The sequence below is a fragment of the Vibrio ostreicida genome, assembly GCF_013074385.2.
Taxonomy (GTDB): domain Bacteria; phylum Pseudomonadota; class Gammaproteobacteria; order Enterobacterales; family Vibrionaceae; genus Vibrio; species Vibrio ostreicida.
This window is the reverse complement of the sequence record NZ_JABEYA020000009.1, coordinates 62,500-83,268: the sequence shown is the minus strand read 5'-3', so window position 1 is coordinate 83,268 and position 20,769 is coordinate 62,500. Positions and strand designations below refer to the sequence as shown.

At 45.2% G+C, this 20,769-nt stretch carries 17 protein-coding genes and 1 pseudogene; 9 read left to right on the top strand and 9 right to left on the bottom strand.

Features of this window, described 5'->3' with window-relative positions; translation table 11 throughout:
- Positions 1-193: 193 nt before the first annotated feature.
- The 3 genes from pyrB (at position 194) to HLM86_RS13505 (ending at position 2,111) form a co-directional block, all read left to right on the top strand.
- Positions 194-1,123, top strand: a complete 930-nt coding sequence (gene pyrB, locus HLM86_RS13515) for an aspartate carbamoyltransferase (protein WP_170883147.1) — start codon at positions 194-196, stop codon at positions 1,121-1,123.
- A gap of 15 nt (positions 1,124-1,138) precedes the next feature.
- Positions 1,139-1,600, top strand: a complete 462-nt coding sequence (gene pyrI / locus HLM86_RS13510) for an aspartate carbamoyltransferase regulatory subunit (RefSeq protein ID WP_170883145.1) — start codon at positions 1,139-1,141, stop codon at positions 1,598-1,600.
- A 121-nt stretch (positions 1,601-1,721) separates the two neighbouring features.
- Positions 1,722-2,111 carry a RidA family protein gene (locus tag HLM86_RS13505; protein WP_170883143.1) on the top strand — a complete coding sequence of 130 codons (390 nt, stop codon included), beginning with the start codon at positions 1,722-1,724 and terminating at the stop codon, positions 2,109-2,111.
- Between the two features lie 42 nt (positions 2,112-2,153).
- On the opposite strand, the gene HLM86_RS13500 is transcribed toward HLM86_RS13505, so the two are convergent.
- Together HLM86_RS13500 and mdh are read right to left on the bottom strand one after the other, a co-directional pair.
- Positions 2,154-2,345: a hypothetical protein gene (locus HLM86_RS13500; RefSeq protein ID WP_076589488.1), complete on the bottom strand. Its 192-nt coding sequence runs from the start codon at positions 2,343-2,345 to the stop codon at positions 2,154-2,156.
- Between the two features lie 95 nt (positions 2,346-2,440).
- Positions 2,441-3,373, bottom strand: a complete 933-nt coding sequence (gene mdh, locus HLM86_RS13495; RefSeq protein ID WP_076589487.1) for a malate dehydrogenase — start codon at positions 3,371-3,373, stop codon at positions 2,441-2,443.
- Between the two features lie 334 nt (positions 3,374-3,707).
- On the opposite strand from mdh, the gene argR reads away from it, so the two are divergent.
- The 5 genes from argR to HLM86_RS13470 all read left to right on the top strand — a co-directional run bounded on the left by argR (position 3,708) and on the right by HLM86_RS13470 (position 9,378).
- The gene (gene argR, locus HLM86_RS13490; RefSeq protein WP_076589486.1) at positions 3,708-4,178 is read left to right on the top strand and encodes a transcriptional regulator ArgR; all 471 of its coding nucleotides are present in this window, start codon (positions 3,708-3,710) and stop codon (positions 4,176-4,178) included.
- A 334-nt stretch (positions 4,179-4,512) separates the two neighbouring features.
- Positions 4,513-5,481, top strand: coding sequence for a TAXI family TRAP transporter solute-binding subunit (locus tag HLM86_RS13485; RefSeq protein WP_076589485.1), 969 nt, complete (start codon positions 4,513-4,515; stop codon positions 5,479-5,481).
- Between the two features lie 221 nt (positions 5,482-5,702).
- A complete protein-coding gene (locus tag HLM86_RS13480; RefSeq protein WP_170883142.1) occupies positions 5,703-8,282 on the top strand; it encodes a TRAP transporter permease in 2,580 nt (859 codons plus the stop codon).
- Between the two features lie 129 nt (positions 8,283-8,411).
- Positions 8,412-8,849, top strand: a complete 438-nt coding sequence (locus HLM86_RS13475) for a universal stress protein (protein WP_076589482.1) — start codon at positions 8,412-8,414, stop codon at positions 8,847-8,849.
- Between the two features lie 142 nt (positions 8,850-8,991).
- The gene (locus tag HLM86_RS13470; protein WP_170883140.1) at positions 8,992-9,378 is read left to right on the top strand and encodes a DUF2061 domain-containing protein; all 387 of its coding nucleotides are present in this window, start codon (positions 8,992-8,994) and stop codon (positions 9,376-9,378) included.
- 17 nt (positions 9,379-9,395) lie between these two features.
- On the opposite strand, the pseudogene HLM86_RS13465 reads toward HLM86_RS13470, so the two are convergent.
- A pseudogene (locus tag HLM86_RS13465) lies at positions 9,396-10,174 on the bottom strand (glycosyl hydrolase 2 galactose-binding domain-containing protein).
- Between the two features lie 104 nt (positions 10,175-10,278).
- Positions 10,279-10,692, bottom strand: a complete 414-nt coding sequence (gene rraB, locus HLM86_RS13460; RefSeq protein ID WP_076589480.1) for a ribonuclease E inhibitor RraB — start codon at positions 10,690-10,692, stop codon at positions 10,279-10,281.
- Positions 10,693-11,255: 563 nt separating this feature from the next.
- Between rraB and arcA the strand changes: the two genes are divergently transcribed.
- Positions 11,256-12,476 carry an arginine deiminase gene (gene arcA, locus HLM86_RS13455; protein ID WP_170883138.1) on the top strand — a complete coding sequence of 407 codons (1,221 nt, stop codon included), beginning with the start codon at positions 11,256-11,258 and terminating at the stop codon, positions 12,474-12,476.
- A 71-nt stretch (positions 12,477-12,547) separates the two neighbouring features.
- Here arcA and tldD read toward each other — a convergent pair whose 3' ends face one another.
- From tldD to HLM86_RS13430, 5 genes are read right to left on the bottom strand one after another with little or no spacing between them, the layout of a single operon-like run.
- Positions 12,548-13,993 (bottom strand): metalloprotease TldD, encoded by a 1,446-nt coding sequence (tldD, locus tag HLM86_RS13450; RefSeq protein ID WP_170883136.1) that lies wholly within the window; start codon positions 13,991-13,993, stop codon positions 12,548-12,550.
- A gap of 10 nt (positions 13,994-14,003) precedes the next feature.
- The gene (locus tag HLM86_RS13445; RefSeq protein WP_076589477.1) at positions 14,004-14,822 is read right to left on the bottom strand and encodes a carbon-nitrogen hydrolase family protein; all 819 of its coding nucleotides are present in this window, start codon (positions 14,820-14,822) and stop codon (positions 14,004-14,006) included.
- Between the two features lie 13 nt (positions 14,823-14,835).
- Positions 14,836-18,708 (bottom strand): YhdP family protein, encoded by a 3,873-nt coding sequence (locus tag HLM86_RS13440; protein WP_170883135.1) that lies wholly within the window; start codon positions 18,706-18,708, stop codon positions 14,836-14,838.
- Positions 18,709-18,716: 8 nt separating this feature from the next.
- Positions 18,717-20,186, bottom strand: a complete 1,470-nt coding sequence (gene rng, locus HLM86_RS13435; RefSeq protein ID WP_170883133.1) for a ribonuclease G — start codon at positions 20,184-20,186, stop codon at positions 18,717-18,719.
- A 22-nt stretch (positions 20,187-20,208) separates the two neighbouring features.
- The gene (locus HLM86_RS13430; RefSeq protein WP_290312409.1) at positions 20,209-20,769 is read right to left on the bottom strand and encodes a Maf family protein; all 561 of its coding nucleotides are present in this window, start codon (positions 20,767-20,769) and stop codon (positions 20,209-20,211) included.

The following is a 20,769-nucleotide window of genomic DNA, read 5'->3' as shown; positions in this document are numbered from 1 at the left end:
GTTCAGCGTATAATGCTCGGCAATTTATCCGAAGGTAGTGAGTGATATGCCGCGTAAATGGGACTTTCAGAAACGATTTACACTAAGTAAGTTAAAAAGCTTACTGGCCGCTTTTTTTACTATTTTCAACGATTTTTGAAGCCTCCCTTATGGGGGGTTTTTTATTACCTAAATTTCAGGTGGGAAGATAATTATGACTAACACGCTTTATAACAAGCACATTATCTCAATTGCTGAGCTTTCTCGTGAGGAGCTTGAACTGATTGTCAACACCGCAGGTCAACTGAAAGCCCATCCAAAACCAGAATTGATCAATAACAAAGTCATTGCCAGTTGCTTCTTTGAACCTTCAACTCGTACCCGACTCTCTTTTGAAACGGCCATTCAACGCATTGGTGGCAACGCTATCGGTTTTGACAACGGCAGTAACACGTCATTGGTAAAAAAAGGCGAGACGCTTGCTGATTCAGTGCAAGTGATCTCGTCCTATGTTGATGCGTTTATAATGCGACACCCACAAGAAGGGGCTGCGCGCTTGGCAAGTGAGTTTTCAAACGGCGTACCGGTTATCAATGCTGGCGATGGCGCGAACCAGCACCCCACACAAACTTTGCTTGATCTATTCTCCATTGCTGAAACCCAAGGTCGTTTGGACAATCTCAACATTGCCTTTGTTGGAGACTTAAAATATGGCCGAACCGTTCACTCTCTGACACAAGCTTTAGCGAAATTTAAACAAGTTAATTTCTACTTTATTGCTCCAGATGCACTGGCAATGCCTGACTACATCTGTGAGGAACTGGACGATCTCGACATTAAATACAGCCTGCATACCGATATGGAGGCCGTGATACCCGACCTCGATATACTATATATGACTCGGGTACAAAAAGAGCGGTTCGATGAATCCGAATATGCTCATATCAAATCAGCCTACGTACTCACCGCAGAACTTCTCAAGGAGGCACGTGATAACCTAAAAGTCCTCCATCCACTCCCACGCGTTGACGAAATTACTGTCGATGTGGATAAAACACGCCATGCCTACTACTTCCAGCAGGCTGAAAATGGCGTTTATGCGCGCGAAGCACTTCTTGCACTTGTCCTCAATCAAGCACTGTAATCGGAAAAACTTATTATGACTAAAGACTCTCAATTACAGGTTGAAGCGATCAAAAATGGTACTGTTATTGATCACATACCTGCGCAAATTGGTATTAAAGTACTTAAACTGTTCTCAATGGACAAATCAGCCCAACGTGTAACCGTTGGACTCAACCTTCCTTCTTCTGCATTGGGTCATAAAGACTTACTCAAAATAGAAAATGTGTTCATCAGCAAAGAACAAGCCAGTAAGTTGGCGCTCTACGCACCCCATGCCACCGTTAATCAGATTGAAAACTATGAAGTTGTTAAGAAGCTAGCCCTCGATCTGCCAGAACAAATTACCAGCGTCTTTGAATGCCCAAACAGCAACTGTATTACCCATGATGAACCGGTAGAGAGCAGTTTCCAGATATCTGAAAAAAACAATGACATTCGGCTCCGGTGTAAATACTGTGAGAAGGTCTTCTCTCGTGAAATCGTTACCGAACGTTAACCAAGAAATTATGATAAATTATCTATCCATACCTCACGTCTCAAGGGATTTTTCTTTACGATTTATCGCTTTCACGGCAAACTGAATCCCCTTAGTAACATTAAACAGATGGAATAAAAAAATGACTAAAGTGCTTCATACAACATCAGCTCCAGCGGCTATCGGCCCTTACGTTCAAGGCGTTGATCTAGGGAATATGGTACTAACGTCTGGTCAGATCCCGGTCAATCCAGCCAATGGCGAAGTCTCATCAGACATCGCAGAACAGGCTCGTCAATCTTTGGAAAATGTGAAAGCCGTTGTGGCCGCGTCTGGCTTGACCGTAGCCGACATCGTGAAGCTCACTGTCTTTGTTAAAGATTTAAATGATTTTGGCACCGTTAATGAGGTTTACGGCAAGTTTTTCGACGAGCATGACGTCGAGAACTACCCTGCTCGTTCATGCGTAGAAGTTGCTCGTCTACCAAAGGATGTAGGCATCGAAATCGAAGCCATCGCCGTTAGACAGTAAAATCAAAAAAGCGAGCCTGAGCTCGCTTTTTCTTTCTAAAACTTAGTAATATTTATCGCAGCCTATATGCAGTTGTGGATCGTCGACTAATTCACTAACCTCAGCCGCAAATTGTCGTTGCGACTCTCGTTCTTCGATTAGGACAGAGTTCGTCTTTGCATCAACCACCAACACGTGCCCTACACCGGACTGACACTCGACCAACATACCTTTTTCAATTTCGTTAATATCCATGACGATCTCCTATTTTAAACTTACTTACGTAGTTCTCAATGGAAGGATCAAAAAAGCCGACTCGAAAGCCGGCAGCATTTTTGGATATCTTTTACTTACTTAACGAAATCAACGCCGATCTGGATGTCTCCATTTAGCGTGTCCAACATACCATTCAATGCATTATTTTCGAAGTCACTCAATTCACCGTAACTTAACACAGCTTCAACACCCTCTTTGCATAGCTTAACTGGCTGTGCGAAAAATGGGGCATGCTCTCCGTTGCCTTCTACATAAGCGTAATCAATCACTTCTTCACCTTGAAGTGCCTTGACCAGTGACAAACCAAAACGACATGCGGCTTGACCCATTGATAACGTGGCGCTACCTCCACCAGCTTTTGCTTCAACGACTTCAGTACCCGCATTTTGAATGCGCTTCGTCAATGCTTCCACTTCTTCAGGACTGAAGTCAACACCTTCAACCTGCGATAATAGTGGTAGAATCGTTACGCCAGAATGTCCACCAATCACAGGGACTTTGATGTTGCTCGGATCTTTCCCTTTCAGGTCTGCAACAAAAGTCTCAGAGCGGATTACGTCTAGTGTTGTCACACCAAACAAACGACGTTTATCATACACACCCGCTTTCTTTAATACTTCCGCCGCGATAGGAACCGTGGTATTGACTGGGTTTGTAATAATACCCACTAGCGCTTTGGGACAAACCGTTGCGATTTTTTCAGCCAACGATTTGACAATACCTGCATTGACATTAAACAGGTCAGCACGATCCATGCCTGGCTTACGGGCAACACCCGCAGAAATAAGAACGACATCGGCTCCTTCCATCGCCGGCGTTGGGTCTTCACCAGCATAGCCTTTTATCGAAACAGGCGTAGGGATATGACTCAGGTCCGCAGCCACGCCGGGCGTTACTGGTGCAATATCATACAGGGCTAAATCTGACCCAGCAGGAAGGTGGTTTTTCAGTAGAAGGGCAAGAGCTTGACCGATGCCTCCAGCGGCACCAATAACGGCTACTTTCATCGTAGTTCTCCTTGAGATGGATCTCTTTATAAATATTTGGGTGATGTTATGTCATCAACGCTGTCCAAAACTATAGTAATCACATCTTGATTACAATCAATTAACCTCAGCTTTGCGACCTTGCGCAACTCAGTAAAAACGAGGCCTAAGGCAACATTTGTTCTATTGGATATTAGCGATATTCACTGCGCATTTAACCGCAAAAATGATGACAATAATCGGTGAGTTTACAGTGACACATAAGACAGATTTTAGGTATAACGTTGGCACTGCTTGCATAGCTATGCGAGAATATTCACTTGTATTTTATCTAAACTTGAGTTGAAAGAGAACCATGCGTCATTCAGAAAAGCAAGATCACCTCATCCGCGCTTTTAAAGCCCTACTCAAAGAGGAACGATTTGGCTCTCAGGGCGATATTGTTGATGCTCTGAAAAATGAAGGCTTTGAAAACATCAACCAATCAAAAGTTTCCAGAATGCTTACCAAATTTGGGGCGGTGCGGACTCGCAACGCAAAAATGGAAATGGTCTATTGCCTCCCTGCAGAGCTGGGAGTCCCAACGGTCTCAAGTTCACTGCGTGAACTGGTTCTAGATGTCGATCACAACAATGCGTTGGTCGTCATCCATACAGGCCCAGGAGCGGCTCAGCTTATCGCTCGCCTTCTCGATTCATTAGGCAAATCTGAAGGTATTCTGGGCGTTGTTGCTGGAGACGATACCATTTTTATCACTCCGACAATGAGTATCACCACAGAACAACTCTTTGATTCGGTATGTGAGTTGTTTGAGTATACTGGCTAGATTTGAAATATATTCTTTATTTATAGTGGTCACACCGACCTATAGTCTGTGTGACTCAAATCACATCTTAAAAAATATCCCCCACTGCATAATAGTTAGCATAAGACATTGATTTTAATGAATTTAAACCAAAAACCATCCATTAACAAAATAAACAAAAACCCTCAATAATAGCTACATCCATTAACAATCGTATAATCCTGTGCCCATTTTTTGGTATGATTCAGCCACTTTTCCAACACACGGATTGAAAAAGTGCCGTTTCCAGCATGGGGAAACGCCTGTGGCCAGCCAATGGCTGCAGGACAAATAATGATTAAAGGAAGGGAAATTCATGGCATTGAACAAACTGATCAAAGTGGGTGCAATTGCAGCCGCTGTCATGGGCGCTGGTGCTGTCAACGCTCAAGAATTCATTACTATTGGTACCGGTTCTGTTACTGGTGTTTACTACCCAACAGGTGGTGCCATCTGTAAGCTAGTCAACAAAGGCCGTAAAGACCACAATATTCGTTGTTCTGTCGAGTCAACGGGGGGGTCAATCTATAACGTCAACACTATCCGCGCTGGCGAATTGGATTTCGGTATCGTTCAGTCTGACTGGCAATACCACGGTTACAACGGCACCAGTAAATTCGCAGAACAAGGCCCGTATAAAAAACTGCGCGCCGTCTTCTCTCTGCATACCGAACCATTTAACATTATTGCGCGCTCTGACTCTGGTATCGAAGGCGTAGCTGACCTTAAAGGCAAACGTGTCAATATCGGCAACCCTGGTTCAGGTGACAGAGCAACCATGGGTGTGGTCATGGAGTCAATGGGGTGGACGAATGACAGCTTTAAGCTAACGTCCGAACTCAAAGGTTCAGAACGCTCTCAAGCTCTGTGTGATAACAAAATTGATGCCTTTGTCTACGTAGTTGGTCATCCAAATGGTTCAATAAAAGAAGCAACAACCTCTTGTGATGCCAAACTTATCCCCGCAACCGGTCCGCAAATCGACAAAATTGTCGCTGACAACCCGTACTATGCTTTTAGCACAGTTCCAGCGGGTATGTACCGTGGTACAGACAAAGATATCAATAGCTTTGGTGTTGCAGCGACTATGGTCACAACCACAGACGTATCGAATGAGGTTGCGTACAATGTAGCCAAATCGGTGTTTGAAAATTTCGATACATTTAAACGTCTTCACCCAGCATTTGCTAACCTTAAAAAGGAAGACATGGTAAAAGCTGGCCTTTCTATTCCTCTACATCCAGGGGCAGAGAAATATTACAAAGAAGTGGGTTTAATTAAGTAACGCTTCTTCACTTGCCAAGGCACCTGTTTGCCTTGGCAAGGCGTAAGCCAAAAATAAAATAATAATATTCTTGAGTTTCAGCGCATTTGAAACTCTTCTTCGTTTTACCTCTTATAAATTTATAACTCTGAGCAATATTTAATCTTTTTAAAATAGAAAAGAGACAAAATAGGTGCTGATAACGATAAAAATACAGGCCGTTTATAATAAGGATTAAGAACATGTCGAAGACAAGCACTCCGTCTCAAGATGTGCAAGAAATGGTAGCTCAAGCCGACACTGGAGCTCGCTCCCCTTCTGGACTCGCAGGCAGATTGTTATGGTTTGTGCCACTTTGTTGGTCACTATTCCAACTTTGGTACGCATCACCCTTGCCGTTCATTTTCAACTTTGGCGTGCTCAACGATACTGAGGCTCGTTCTATACACTTAATGTTCGCCATTTTTCTCGCATTTACTGCTTACCCTGCTCTGAAAAGTTCGCCCCGTAACTCGATACCCGCATTGGATTGGTTATTGGCGCTCGCAGGTAGCTTTTCTGCCGCCTATATTTATTTGTTTTATACCGAGCTCGCTGATCGTTCAGGCGCTCCGACCACAGCAGATATTGTTGTTGCCGTAACGGGTATGATCCTACTGCTTGAAGCCACACGTCGTGCTTTAGGCCCTCCTCTTATGGTCGTCGCAGCTGTTTTTCTCCTGTACACCTTTGGCGGTCCATACATGCCCGATGTGATTGCCCACAAAGGCGCTAGCTTAAACAAAGCAATGTCGCATCTTTGGCTTACTACGGAAGGGGTATTTGGTGTCGCTCTGGGTGTTTCCACCTCATTCGTATTTTTGTTTGTTCTTTTTGGGGCAATGTTAGAAAGAGCGGGGGCAGGCGCGTACTTCATTAAAGTCGCTTTTTCGTTACTGGGCCACATGAAAGGCGGCCCTGCAAAAGCCGCTGTCGTAGCCTCAGGGCTGTCTGGTCTCGTTTCAGGCTCTTCTATTGCAAACGTTGTCACCACCGGAACCTTTACCATTCCTTTGATGAAGCGGGTTGGATTCCCTGGCACCAAGGCAGGCGCCGTCGAGGTCGCTGCCTCAACCAATGGACAATTAACACCACCTATCATGGGCGCGGCTGCCTTTTTGATGGTTGAGTACGTAGGCATCTCTTACGTCGAAGTAATCAAAGCGGCGATTTTACCTGCTCTAATTTCGTATATTGCTCTCATCTACATTGTTCACCTAGAAGCGTGTAAAGCCGGTATGACGGGCCTTCCTCGTCGCCACACACCAACGGTAGTTCAAAGTCTACTTTCCTTTACAGGTACAATCCTAGGCCTTTGTGTGATCAGTGCACTGGTCTATTACGGTGTAGGTTGGACTAAAGACGTGTTTGGTGACGCCGCAACACCGATCGTAACGATAGCACTGCTGGTTGCTTATGTCGCGTTGGTCAATATCTCCGCCAAATACGCAGGCGAAGGTGCGATTGAGATCGATGCAGAGTTGACAGAAGTGCCAGACCCAGGCCCAACCATCAAGTCTGGATTGCATTTTTTACTGCCCATCGTTGTTCTCGTCTGGTGTTTAACGGTTGAGCGGTTCTCCCCTGGCCTATCGGCATTTTGGGCCACCGTCTTTATGATCTTCATTTTAATTACTCAACGTCCATTAATGGTGCTTCTGTCCAGACAAGGTTCCATTTATGATCAGACCAAAGAAGGCTTTGTTGATCTTGCGGAAAGCCTCGTATCCGGCGCGCGAAATATGATTGGCATCGGTGTAGCAACCGCAGCCGCGGGAACCGTCGTTGGCGTGGTTACCCTGACGGGTATCGGTCTCGTGATGACTGATTTCGTTGAATTCATTTCGGGTGGCAACATCATTTTAATGTTGTTGTTTACCGCGGTCATTAGTTTGATTCTGGGAATGGGCCTGCCAACAACCGCCAACTATATTGTTGTTTCAACTCTAATGGCGCCAGTGATTGTCACGCTTGGTGCTCAGAGTGGATTGATTATCCCATTGATTGCCGTTCACCTGTTTGTGTTCTATTTCGGAATTCTGGCTGATGATACACCTCCCGTCGGCCTCGCCGCCTTTGCCGCTGCCGCCATTGCCAAATCCGATCCGATACGCACTGGTATCCAAGGCTTCACTTACGATATTCGAACAGCCATCTTACCCTTTATGTTCATTTTCAATACTCAGTTATTGCTCATGGGTATTGATACTTGGTGGCACTTGGCACTGACGATCCTATCTTCCGTTATTGCCATGTTGATATTCTCAGCAGCCACACAAGGGTGGTGGTTAACCAAAAACAAGTGGTGGGAAACAGTTCTTCTGCTAATTTTAACTTTTACCTTCTTTAGACCGGGTTTCTGGTGGGATCAAATTTACTCTGCAAAGGTTTTCTATCCGGGGACCGATATTTCCGAAATTGCAGCGGCGCTTCCCGTTGGACAAGATATTGAACTGAAGATTTCAGGTGAAAATTTTGAAGGTGATCTGATCTCCAAAACCGTTCGACTGCCTTTTGAGGAGCAAGCAGTCTCTGCCGATGCACGCATCGCTTCAATGGGTCTCATGCTTAAAAATATCGATGGGCGTATGGTCGTTGATATGGTCGAATTTGGCAGTCCTGCTGAAGCCGCTGGCGTTGACTTTGACTGGGAAATCAGTTCAGTGGTGGTCGATGCTGATAGGCCGATGAAAGAATGGGTATTTGTCCCTGCACTGCTGCTTCTTTTTGCTATTGGGCTGAACCAGAGAAGACGAGCTCGTAATGATGAGTTAAGTGCCTGATAAAATGAGGCCCCATGGAGTATCAAAGAATGGGGCTATCCTTATAGTATTCGGCATTGATCAGATTCTTCTCTGATCTCTGCCCTTTATTATAGCGATCACACCGATTCAATTTGAAGAGAGTCATTGATGTATAAACAAATTCTTGTTCCTGTCGATCTCAACGATCAGGGCTTTTCTGACAAAGCATTGGCGCTGGCAGTATGGCATGCAAAACACTCAGATGCACAGATACACCTACTTAACGTTTTGCCTGGTATCCACATGTCCATGGTTGCGAGCTACTTCCCGAAAGATGCAGCCGCACAAATGAAACGTGATGTCGAACAGCAGTTGAAGGATTTTGCCATAAAGCACATCCCAGAAGCGGTGTCTCATCAGGTTCACGTTGCGGAAGGGAAAGCCTATGCCACCATTCTCGACTATGCGAAGAAGGTACATGCCGATCTTATTGTCATGCCCAGCCACAAACGTTCGAAATTGGACAAAGTAATACTTGGCTCAGTCGCCAGTAAAGTGGTTCAGAATTCCCCTGTTAATGTTTTGGTCGTAAAACCAAACAACTGAGCCCCTATAAACACGGTTCGGCGCATGAAATGTGCGCCTTATTGATAGTTTTTATCAATCGAAAGTATAGATTCAATTGTCTTTAACTTACTCCATTCGTCGTCAATAATGGTCTTAGCACACAATAAACCGAGACGATGCTATGAAGAAAACTCTGACTTTTGCCGCGATTCATTTCTCAATCGCCTTCACCGTCGCATACTTACTGACTGGTGATATTCTTATTGGCGGCCTAATTGCAATGATTGAACCTATGGTGAATACCGTTGCCTTCTATTTTCATGAGCGTGTTTGGCTTCACCTCCCACAATTGCGCAAATTAGCACGTTCAGCGGCGGTCAAAACAACAAGCTTTGCTGTCGTTCACTATAGTGTTGCATTCGGGGTGGCATACGTTCTCACCGGGAGTTGGTGGGTAGGTGGAATCATGGCTGCTATCGAACCCAGTATTAACACCGTTGCTTACTACGTCCATGAACGTATTTGGCAGATGAAACAACAAGGAGCGTGCCTTTTCGCTAAAGTGTAATCCAGACAATATGTGGTTCAAAGATCAGTACACAAGCTGACGTCGTAGGTTCGAACCTGACCGTCCAGCCTCACTTCAAGTTGTTAAAAATCAGGCTGATGCGAGTTAATCGACTCAGGGTAAGTCAGCTCTTCGACTGGAAATAAAACGTTGACGTGGTCATTTCTTACATCAAGTGGTAAACAATAAGTCATGCCATTCAATGTGACCGATGCGGAAATTAATCCTGAAGCATAGGTTTGATAGAAAACCGTGACACGAAGCGCACAGCCACCAGCACAGTGGCTGATTTTTTTATCGACACCGATTGAAGACGGACATGGCGAATGATCTGAAGGCAAGGCACTTCCCAGATCCCCATTTTCAGAGCCGATTTTGCTTGAATTCGCCGATAAAGTTGACACTTCTCCGACGAGATTTCTTGCTAAAGTAGCGCTTCTGATTCGTGAATGAAGAGAATTTCAAATCGATTGCGGCCGAGTTGCAAAAAGGGTCGAATATCCTTCTGGTCGCCACTGTTTGTCCCATCACAATCAAATAAAGCAAAACCGTTGAGCCTTATTTCGGCGTAATGAGCCATACCCACCAAGATTAAACCTATCGCTGGAGCCGCCAACAGGCAATGATCCACATTGATTTCATGCAGTAGATGCCATTCTTGAGCGGCAATCTATTGTTCGGAAAGCGCCTCGGGTAACCCCGCACTTAATGATCCAGGGAAAGTAACATCATTCTGAGGAACAGAAAGATCCGTTAGTGGAGAGATTTGCCAGAGTCCTGCCAGTGATAACTTCATATTTCCTTACATAAAGTCGCACGAATGAGAAGTGTTGTCCCAACGGCCACACCGCGACAATAAAAAACAGCCTTTCGGCTGTTGTTTATATCAAGCGATGTATTTTACTCATCATCGTTTTCTTCTTCTGTATAGAGTGCGTCTTCGCCTTCATAATACGTCCCCCATCCATCATAGATGACATCATACTTCTCAGCGAGATGAATCAGCTTCTCCACCTGTGCATCAATGGCTGATGCATCTAAAGCAGACTCCATTGTCGCATCACAACAAAGCAACTTTTTGCCGTCTTCATCTTCGGTTTCTTCGGCTTCTAGCACTTCGAAACCCATTTTAAACGCTTCCACAACCGCTTTCTCCAGCGTCGCAAAATCTTCAGCAAACAAATGGTGCTCAATCTCATACAGTGAATCTGGATCACTACCATCCTCAAGCAAAGCCTGAATAATATCGCGAGTCTCTTCTTTTTGAATTTCGATTAACTCTTCAACTGATAAATATTCTTCTTGATGAGACATAAGTCGGCTCCAGGTAGTAACATAAATGAACGTGATTAACCGCGACGAAATATCGCATGGTTCCAGATAAATTGCTAGCCACAATCTGATCAGATTCCGACCTTTATTGCGCTGTTCAATCGACTTCCAGAAACTTCACACTCTAAAAGCGATAAAATTAACATTTTTTTATCATCCATATGATTCAGAATTATCTGCCGTTCCTTTAGTGATGTTATCCTACCTTAGACTGCGTTTTTATTTTTCTTCTCTGCATATATCTAGAAACTGACAAATGAATAGAAATATGTCTTGCCCACCAGATGTCGATTGGGGGTGCATAGCTATGCTGAATTCAATTTCTTTCTGTCATCTACCTTAAGCTGATTGGACGAATAGAGACGCATTAATACCAGCCTCAAGCACTCTATACAAATCAGTTTAAAATAATAAAAAACAAATTTTAAATAAAATAAAAGCCCAAAAAATAAAGAAAAACCAGTTTTTGACCCCATAATTACGACTTGCATATTACTCTGAACCTTGTCATAAATAGACGCTTACTATCATTGTAAGGATGCAAAATGAGTAAGTTGTATGTCGGCTCAGAAGTGGGGCAGTTAAGACGTGTCTTATTAGCCCGTCCAGAAAGAGCGTTAACCCATCTGACCCCTTCAAACTGCCATGAGCTACTGTTTGATGATGTTCTGGCTGTCGAAGCGGCCGGTGAAGAGCATGATCAGTTTGCCAAAACACTTAAAAACCAAGGTGTTGAAGTTCTGCTCTTACACGATCTCTTGGTTGAAACTCTTGCTATCAAAGATGCGAAAGAATGGCTATTAGACACGCAAATCTCTGACTTTCGCTACGGGCCGACCTTTGCTCGGGATCTTCGGCACTATCTGTCTGATATGGACAACGAACATTTAGCAACCATCCTTCTGGGTGGGCTCGCTTACTCCGAATTGCCCATTCAATCTTCGTCGATGCTTCCGAAAATGCACCGCCCGTTAGATTTTGTCATCGAGCCTCTCCCTAACCACTTATTTACTCGCGATACTTCATGTTGGGCGTATGGTGGCGTTTCTCTGAACCCGATGATGAAACCCGCTCGTCAACGAGAAACCAATCACTTGAGAGCCATTTATCGTTGGCACCCTGTCTTTGCAGGCCAAGATTTTATTAAATATTTTGGAGACGAGGATCTTCATTACGATAACGCGAATATCGAAGGCGGTGACGTCTTAATCATTGGTAAAGGCGCGGTTTTAGTTGGTATGTCAGAGCGCACCACAGCACAAGGTGTAGAAAATCTAGCGGCCAACTTATTTAAACACGGACAAGCAAAAGAAGTGATTGCCATTGATTTACCCAAGCATCGCTCCTGTATGCACCTTGATACCGTAATGACACATATGGATATTGACACTTTTTCAGTCTATCCAGAAATTATGCGCAAAGATCTGGATACTTGGAGCCTAACCCCAAAAGGGGATGGTGAAATGAAGGTTGAACAAGTACCAAGTTACACGCAAGCGATTGAACGCGCGTTACACGTTGATCAACTTAAAATCATTACCACGGGAGGCGATAATTATGAAGCTGAACGGGAACAATGGAACGATGCCAACAACGTTTTGACTGTAAAACCGGGAGTGGTTATTGGTTATGAACGGAACGTATACACAAACGAAAAATACGATAAAGCGGGTATCGAAGTCCTCACTATTCCAGGTAATGAACTCGGACGCGGACGCGGCGGGGCTCGCTGTATGAGCTGCCCAATTGAGAGAGATGATATTTAGTGATAATTGGGTTGGCATCAAATGCCAACCCGTATTTTAATCAACGCTGTGGCGCTCAAAGCCACTCGTTTTTACTCTGTTCCACCAACGGTCAATGAATCCAGTTTTAACGTTGGTTGGCCGACGCCAACGGGCACACTTTGACCCGCTTTACCACATACGCCAACCCCGCGGTCAAGGCTCAAATCGTTCCCCACCATAGACACTTGCTGCATTGCTTCAATACCAGAGCCAATCAGTGTTGCACCTTTGACAGGACGCGTGATTTTTCCATTTTCGATCAGATAGGCTTCAGAAGCAGAAAAAACAAATTTACCAGAAGTAATATCGACTTGACCCCCACCAAAATTGGGGGCGTATAGCCCTTTTTTAACTGATGAAATGATCGCTTCTGGTGAATGCTGTCCAGGAAGCATATAAGTATTGGTCATACGAGGCATAGGCAGATGCGCATAGGATTCTCGGCGACCGTTGCCCGTTGGCGCGACCCCCATCAAACCTGCATTGAGTTTATCTTGCATATAGCCTTTCAAGACACCGTTTTCAATCAAAGTGTTGTATTGCCCCGGAACGCCTTCATCATCGATGTTCAGTGAACCTCTTAGGTCTTTTAGAGTGCCATCATCGACAATAGTACACAATTCGGAGGTCACTTTTTCACCCACTTTACCGCTAAAAACCGATGACTCTTTGCGGTTAAAGTCGCCTTCAAGGCCGTGACCTACAGCTTCATGCAGTAGGACTCCTGGCCAACCTGAGCCAAGCACAACAGGCATAGCACCTGCGGGCGCCGCATCCGCTTCTAGGTTGACGAGAGCCATACGAATTGCCTCATCGGCAAACTGGTAAGCCGCTTTAATACCTTGCTGCTCTGATAGCAAGACATCATACCCAAATCGACCACCGCCACCAGCACTGCCTCTTTCTCTGCGCTCACCACGCTGGGCTAGGACGCTAATAGACAGCCGCACCAGAGGTCGAATGTCTCCCGCATAAGTCCCATCGGTTGCCGCAACCAAAATTTGTTCATGAACCCCGCTCAAACTCACCGACACCTCTTTAATGAGTGGTTCCTTCGTTCGGATATAGACATCCAATTCCTTAAGCAACTGGGTTTTTTGCTCTTTTTCCCAGCTTTCAAGCGGATTGACAGGGGCATAATTACTCTGATTACCACTTCGTCTAAAGGCCTGAACTTGAGCGCTTTTTCCTTGTTGAGCTATCCCTCTGGCCGCTAAAGCACTTTGCTTAAGACCTTCGAGCTGAATTTGATCTGAATAAGCAAAACCGGTTTTTTCTCCCGCCACCGCTCTTACACCCAAACCACAGTCAATATTGAATGACCCATCTTTGATGATGCTGTCTTCAAGAACGAGAGACTCATGCCAGCTCGACTGAAAATAAATATCTGCATAGTCTATCTGACGTGTGGCAATACTCGACAAAGTCTGTGCAATGTCCTGCTCTGTGAGACCTGATGAGTTTAGCAATGTCTCTTCTACTTGATTTATTGTCATAACTTCACTCTTAAACATGTAGTTGGTTGGTGAACCGGTTGTGGTTGAGAACAGGCATTGCCTTCCTCAATTGTTTTACTCTTTCAGGGTCGATATCGACCACCAAGTTCTGAGGTTGTGAGTTCAAACTCGCGATAATCTCACCCCATGGGGAAACGACCATAGAGTGTCCCCACGTCTCTCGGCCACATTGGTGTGTGCCAGTTTGATTAACCGCAATAACCCAGCTTTGTGTTTCAATAGCTCTCGCTCTCAATAATGGTTCCCAATGCGCTTGTCCCGTTACCTTGGTAAAGGCAGCAGGCACCAAAATGACATTCGCTCCAAGCTGGGCCAGTTCATTATAGAGTTGAGGGAATCGAACATCATAACAGATTGTCATACCAAGGTGAGCGACAGGGGTATCGACGGTTACAATTTTTTGACCCGGTTGAAAGACTTCTGACTCACGATAGCGCTGGTGATTATCAGCGACATCAACATCAAACATATGCAGTTTGTCATAACACGCCAGTAATTCGCCACAAGGGTCAATCAGGAGAGATGTCGTGCTCACTGCCTTGTCGCGCCGAATCGGCATACTGCCTACGGCCAAAAAAACACCTGAATCACTCGCTATCTGCGCTAGATGATGCTGAATTGGCCCCGTACCGAGCGGTTCTGCATACTGGTGGTAGTCCGCTTTTTGGCCAAAGACCACACAGTTTTCCGGAGTAACCACAAGCTTTACGCCCTCTTGAGCCAACAAGTTAACTTGTTGTTCGAGATAGGCCAGATTTCTGTGCGGTTCTGGCCCTGAGGTCATCTGGATTAAACCCACTCGTTTCATGAGCTTGCCCTCTTTAGTGAAGTTTACCGCGTAGGGTTTCAGGCAATTGAAATTCGCCCCGACTACGAGATAGTTCTTTAACGACAGGCGCATCAAGTGGCCCTTTTACTTCATAGTTAACCTGAGTAAACACTTCGACAACCGGAGAAATGACGGTAGTAATAGCTAACACATAAAGTGCGGTTTGAGGTGTCACAGCAAACGCTGTCAGTACTGGGATTCCAGACGTAATATCGGGAACAAAATTGACTTCAGCATCAACCAAACGGGAGTTAAGGTTGGCTAAACCTTTGATTGTCATGTCGCCTGCAATCGCATCCATTTTGATATCGTTGGTGAGAAAAATACCATTTTTAATTTCCCCACTGCCCGTAATCGAGTTAAAGGCCATCCCTTTGTCAAACACATCACTGAAATCGAGCTGCATTTTTCGTATAATCGAGTCGAGGCTGAATAGACCGAGTAAACGTGCCGCTCCGCTAACGTCAGAAATCTGCCCTTTTCCTAGCTTAGTCGATACCTGACCTTGCAAGGTATTCACTCTCATCGACCAAGGCCCACCGTCCCACTCAACGTTAGCATCCAACTCAAATGGTGCTTGTTGAATACCGGAAGTAATACCAAAACGCTCCATAACATCACTGTTGTTCTCACCGGACATCACTACCTTAAAGTTAGTGTGGCTTTGCTTATCATCCAACAACCAAGAGCCATTCATATCTACCTTATTTGAACCACTTTGAAAAGAAAGTTTAGTCCAGTCGAGTCTATTGCCTTTTCGTTGTAAGTCGAGGTGTGTCTTTCCTACTTTATAACCTTGAAGCCAAAAATCATCGATAGTCAATGTGATATTAGGCACGATCTTATGGAAGGTGCGTTCAAAATCACTAATGACTTCGGTGTGATCCTGATCAGCATCAAACAGTGTCTTGTCTTTGTATTCATTCTCTAGTGCGGGAACATAAACGTGCAGCCGCTCCAGTGCCACCGATAAATCATAAGGCTCCAAATAGCTCGCTTCGCCGACCACTTCCTGGCTTTCCAAGTTCATGAGCCAGCCTAAGTCTTTACGTTTAGCGGAGAAATCAACGTCGTTCCATGCAATGTCAGCCAACGTCAATTCTTCGACGACCAAATCAACACGTTCCGGCATTGGCCACTGTGGTGTATCCATGGTTTGTAGCACCGATTCGTCTTGTTGTGAGGGCTGAGTAAGCAGGGCTATCCATTCATCAAGATTCAGTTTGTCCGTGCGAATATGAGCTTGATGGCCGACGATAGGGCTGATCTTAAAGCTGCCATTCCCCAATACCATATTTGTGGCTTTAAGTTCAGGAATTTCCGGCCGAATATCAATCTCCGTTTGATATTTGAATCCCGGTAACTGGAGGCGTGCCGTAATACTTTCTTGGTTACCTGATGCCTGCATCCGTGCCTTACCCGATTGCTGCATTGTCTTATTAAGTGGGTATGGATAGGCACTGCTAACCATTTTAAGATCTACATTGCTGTCTATTTGGTAAGTAAACCCAACATCATTTAATTGCAGATCAATATCCATGTTCCAGCTCGCATGCCCGCCTAAGCGATCCATCCAACGTTTACCGACATATAACGATAGCGGCTGCACATCCCAGTCACCAATCACATCAACATTGACCGAATAACCCTGACCGACATTCTCACCAGAGAAATCAATCGCTACAGGTTGATCAAGCAACTTAGCCGATAAGCCAGCAGCGTTAACAACATCGTTATCAAATTTAACCCTGCCGGAGACGGTGTTGAGTGTCATGGAAGGGGTGTCAATTTGTACTGTATTCTCAACCAAGTCCGCATAGCCCCAAGCGCGAACGTCTTCGTCTGAGCTAAATGGGACATTAAGATTAAACTTGGAGGTCACTTGACCATCAATTTGCACAGCCGTCAAAGCGGCTCCAACAGAATCAACTAAAGGTGAAGCCGTCATATAATTTCTCACCGCATGACCTTGAGCAACAGCACTGGCTTCAATCTCGATATGACCACCTTCTGCCAGTCTGGGGATCCTCCCCGTAATTCTCTTTGCCTGAACATCCATTAATGTCGCACTTTTTGAGTCTAGGTACATAGCGTCATTTTGAAACAATAGATCGAGTTGTAAATTCGTGATCGCAGGCCATGCCGTTTCGAAGCTAAATTGAGCATCTTCTAACCCAACCCAAGCTTGAAATATACCGTTACTGTCTTTGTACGGAAACTCATCCAATCTGCCGTACCAGAGTAACTTAGCGGTCGAGACCTTACCGGCCTGAATCGCTGTAGAAAGATAATCGGTCAAATCTCGACCGAGCGCTAAGGTAGGCAAATAGCGCCAGACTTCACCAGCCTTGTATAAGTCCGCTTCAGCATAGAAGGAAAGTAATGGACTTTTCTTTTCTGGAACATCAAGACGAAAAGCGCCCAGAACCTGTAAATCTGGGGTGGCGACGGTGACTTTATCAGCCCACAAACTCCAACCATCGGGTTGGTTCTGCCAAATCACATCGACCTGACCCTGACGGATATTTAATGGTGCTTGGAACACGTCACCATAAGGCAATACATCATCAATCAGAGTGACGTGCGCTTTGATCTGGTTGGGGTTGCCCGATATACGGGCTTTAAGATGATGGACCTCTGGAAGTAACTCCCACTGCTTCATGGTGCCGCTAGATAAGGACGCTGAATATTGCAGTGAATTTACCTCTTCAGGGCTCATGGTGACACGAAGATCTTCGAGAAGGCCACCGGGAGACAGTTGATCCAGAAGGTCTGACACCTGTTTAGAGTCAGGCGCCAGTTTCGCAAGCGGCGTAATCGACTCAATGTCTAATTGGGAAACATTTAAAAGCCATTGTTGTGGCTGCCAATTGAATGCAGCATCCAGCTCTGGCCATAGCTCCCCATCGGTTTGAAGTGTGATGGCGTGTGCATTAATTTGCCAACCTTCGTTTTTCGGTTCAAGCTGGAGCACGCCCGACTCGATTTGCAGTTCATGTTGTTGGCCCTCTTTCCAAATGAGTTCCGAAGGCTCTAATTCAACGTAAGCGCTGATCGGTTTATTGCGTTCAAGAGTCACCCAGCTATTAAAGCTAACCTGACCTTTCTCTATTCCCGTTTCTAGCTTGAGATATTGCGTGAGCCATGGCGTAACGAGCACGTTGTCCACCGCTAAATAGAACTCACCACTGACTTGGGCAAGCGAACCATGATCAACAAAGTTTGCCTTTACTTTAGCGGAGTTCAAATTACTGTCTGCGATGCTCACTTCACCATCAGCAAAATGCCGATTGCCTTGGTTTTTCCAAAACAGCTTAGCAATGTCAAGTTCTCGTATGACACCATCGACGCCTTGGAGCCGTATTTTGGAGTCCTGCAATGAGAAGCGGTCTAGCTGACGCAGAAGTAGCTGATCAAGTTGTTCGACAACACTCTTCTGTGCGCCTTGCGGTTGCAGGGTCGTCGTTTGTCCTGACTGACTCCACGCAATGGTACTCATATCCAATTTAAGCTGGTGAATATTTAAATCCGCAACCACGGGTTCCCATTGTATCAGCGATTGAATTAAATCAAATTCCACTTCAACCGTTTGCGCTGAGAAATGGATACCACTGATTTCTGGCGTATTTGCTTTGACATTTTTCAATGAAATTGATGGGTGCGTATTGCGCCAAAATCCGCTGATTTGAGCTATTTCGAAATCCAGATCCGAGCCTTTGTTGACCCAACTCTGTATTTCACTCTGAAAATGATTAAGTTTTGGCAAGGCAATTCTTAGAGTCGTAACGGTACAGGCCAATATGACCAGCGCGACCACCACAACCCAAAGCAAACACCGAGAAGCCCGTAAAGCAAGTGAGTTCACATCCAGCCCTACATCATAACGACATCAAATTGTTCTTGAATATAAAGAGGTTCAGCATGAATTTTTACCTGCTTGCCAATGAAAATCTCTAGCTCAGCCAATGCATGGGATTCTTCCCCCTGTAAGGCACCAGCAACCGAAGGACAAGCATAAACCACGAATTTATCCGCATCATAAGCTCGGTTCACACGAGTAATTTCACGCAAAATCTCGTAACATACAGACTCCACCGTTTTCACGCTGCCTCGTCCCTCACAAGTTGGACAGGTCGAACAAAGAATATGTTCAATACTTTCTCGTGTCCGTTTCCGCGTCATTTCGACTAAGCCAAGTTGGGTAAAACCATTAATGTTCGTTTTGACTCTATCTTTATCGAGAGCAAGTTCTAAAGAGGTGAGAACGCGATGGCGATGTTCTTCCGAAATCATATCGATGAAATCAATAATAATGATGCCACCAAGATTACGTAGTCGAAGTTGACGGGCTATGGCCTGAGTCGCTTCAACGTTGGTATTAAAAATAGTTTCTTCTAGATTGCGGCGACCAACAAACGCGCCAGTATTGATATCCACCGTCGTCATCGCTTCAGTTTGGTCAATAATCAGGTACCCACCCGATTTGAGCTCAACTTTGCGATCGAGAGAACGCTGGATTTCATTCTCGGTGTCATACATATCAAAAATCGGTTTATCACCTTCATACAGCTCTAGCTTACTGGTCAGCTCCGGCACATACTCAGAGGTAAACTCTTTAAGGTTTTCATACTCCTGACGAGAATCGACCAAAATCTTATTGAGTTCTGTTCCAACAAAGTCGCGTAAAATACGTTGAGAAAGACCCAACTCGCCGTATAAGGTCGAACGTGTTTTGTATTTACTTCGCCGATCATTGACCTTAGACCAGAGGCGTTTGAGAAACGCAGCATCCTGAGAAAGCTCTTTATCCAATGCCCCTTCGGCCGCGGTTCTTATAATAAACCCACCGTCTTCATCACAATAATGGCCCACCACTTTTTTTAATCGGTGGCGTTCTTGTTCACTCTCAATACGTTGTGAAACACCCACATGACTCGATCCTGGCATAAAAACGAGGTAGCGTGAGGGCAATGTAATATCGGTCGTTAGTCGTGCACCTTTTGTTCCTAAAGGATCTTTAACTACCTGAACAACAATATCCTGCCCCTGACGAACCAATTCTGAGATGTCCCTAACCTGGAACTGTTGCTTCTCATTTTCCGCAACACATTCGGTATGCGGCACGATATCGGAGGCATGTAGAAAAGCCGCTTTGTCCAATCCAATGTCAACAAACGCGGCCTGCATGCCCGGCAAAACTCGGCTTACTTTACCTTTGTATATGTTACCGACGATTCCGCGCTTAGCTTCTCGTTCAACGTGGATTTCCTGTAGGGTCCCCCCTTCAATCATGGCCACACGAGTTTCACTCGGCGTCACATTGATTAGCAACTCAGCACTCATAGGCGCACCTCAACATTTTAAATTATAGAAATTTGCGCAAGAGCTGGTCTGTTTCAAATAATGGGAGCCCCACGACAGCATGATAACTACCTTCAATACGCGTGACGAACTTACCGCCAATACCTTGGATACCATAGCTACCCGCTTTATCACATGGCTCGCCCGTGTTCCAATATTGTTCTATTTCCGTTTCTGAGAGGGCTTTAAACCATACGGACGTACTCACCACTATCGTTTCTTGTCGTTGCTGCGTGGCAACGGTCACCGCCGTCAGTACTTTATGTTCCCGATCAGAGAGCGCAAGCAACATCGCTTTTGAATGCGCCAGATTGACTGGTTTTTCCATCACGGCTTCGTCACATACCACCACGGTATCTGAGCCTATTACCACGCTATCGGGCTCACGTTCTAACCCTGCTTGCGCTTTGTCTTGTGATAAGCGTGAGACATACTGCAAAGCACTTTCATGCTCAAACTGGATTTCCTCTACTTCTGTGCAAATCACACCAAAACCCAAGCCCAATTGTGATAACAACTGTTTACGCCTTGGAGAACCTGATGCTAAAACTAGCTGTTTTTCCAC

Excerpts from the sequence above, each read along its gene's own strand:
- pyrB (WP_170883147.1), top strand. The coding sequence starts at position 194 with ATGACTAACACGCTTTATAACAAGCACATTATCTCAATTGCTGAGCTT.
- pyrI (WP_170883145.1), top strand. The coding sequence starts at position 1,139 with ATGACTAAAGACTCTCAATTACAGGTTGAAGCGATCAAAAATGGTACT.
- HLM86_RS13505 (WP_170883143.1), top strand. The coding sequence starts at position 1,722 with ATGACTAAAGTGCTTCATACAACATCAGCTCCAGCGGCTATCGGCCCT.
- HLM86_RS13500 (WP_076589488.1), bottom strand. The coding sequence starts at position 2,345 with ATGGATATTAACGAAATTGAAAAAGGTATGTTGGTCGAGTGTCAGTCC.
- mdh (WP_076589487.1), bottom strand. The coding sequence starts at position 3,373 with ATGAAAGTAGCCGTTATTGGTGCCGCTGGAGGCATCGGTCAAGCTCTT.
- argR (WP_076589486.1), top strand. The coding sequence starts at position 3,708 with ATGCGTCATTCAGAAAAGCAAGATCACCTCATCCGCGCTTTTAAAGCC.
- HLM86_RS13485 (WP_076589485.1), top strand. The coding sequence starts at position 4,513 with ATGGCATTGAACAAACTGATCAAAGTGGGTGCAATTGCAGCCGCTGTC.
- HLM86_RS13480 (WP_170883142.1), top strand. The coding sequence starts at position 5,703 with ATGTCGAAGACAAGCACTCCGTCTCAAGATGTGCAAGAAATGGTAGCT.
- HLM86_RS13475 (WP_076589482.1), top strand. The coding sequence starts at position 8,412 with ATGTATAAACAAATTCTTGTTCCTGTCGATCTCAACGATCAGGGCTTT.
- HLM86_RS13470 (WP_170883140.1), top strand. The coding sequence starts at position 8,992 with ATGAAGAAAACTCTGACTTTTGCCGCGATTCATTTCTCAATCGCCTTC.
- rraB (WP_076589480.1), bottom strand. The coding sequence starts at position 10,692 with ATGTCTCATCAAGAAGAATATTTATCAGTTGAAGAGTTAATCGAAATT.
- arcA (WP_170883138.1), top strand. The coding sequence starts at position 11,256 with ATGAGTAAGTTGTATGTCGGCTCAGAAGTGGGGCAGTTAAGACGTGTC.
- tldD (WP_170883136.1), bottom strand. The coding sequence starts at position 13,993 with ATGACAATAAATCAAGTAGAAGAGACATTGCTAAACTCATCAGGTCTC.
- HLM86_RS13445 (WP_076589477.1), bottom strand. The coding sequence starts at position 14,822 with ATGAAACGAGTGGGTTTAATCCAGATGACCTCAGGGCCAGAACCGCAC.
- rng (WP_170883133.1), bottom strand. The coding sequence starts at position 20,186 with ATGAGTGCTGAGTTGCTAATCAATGTGACGCCGAGTGAAACTCGTGTG.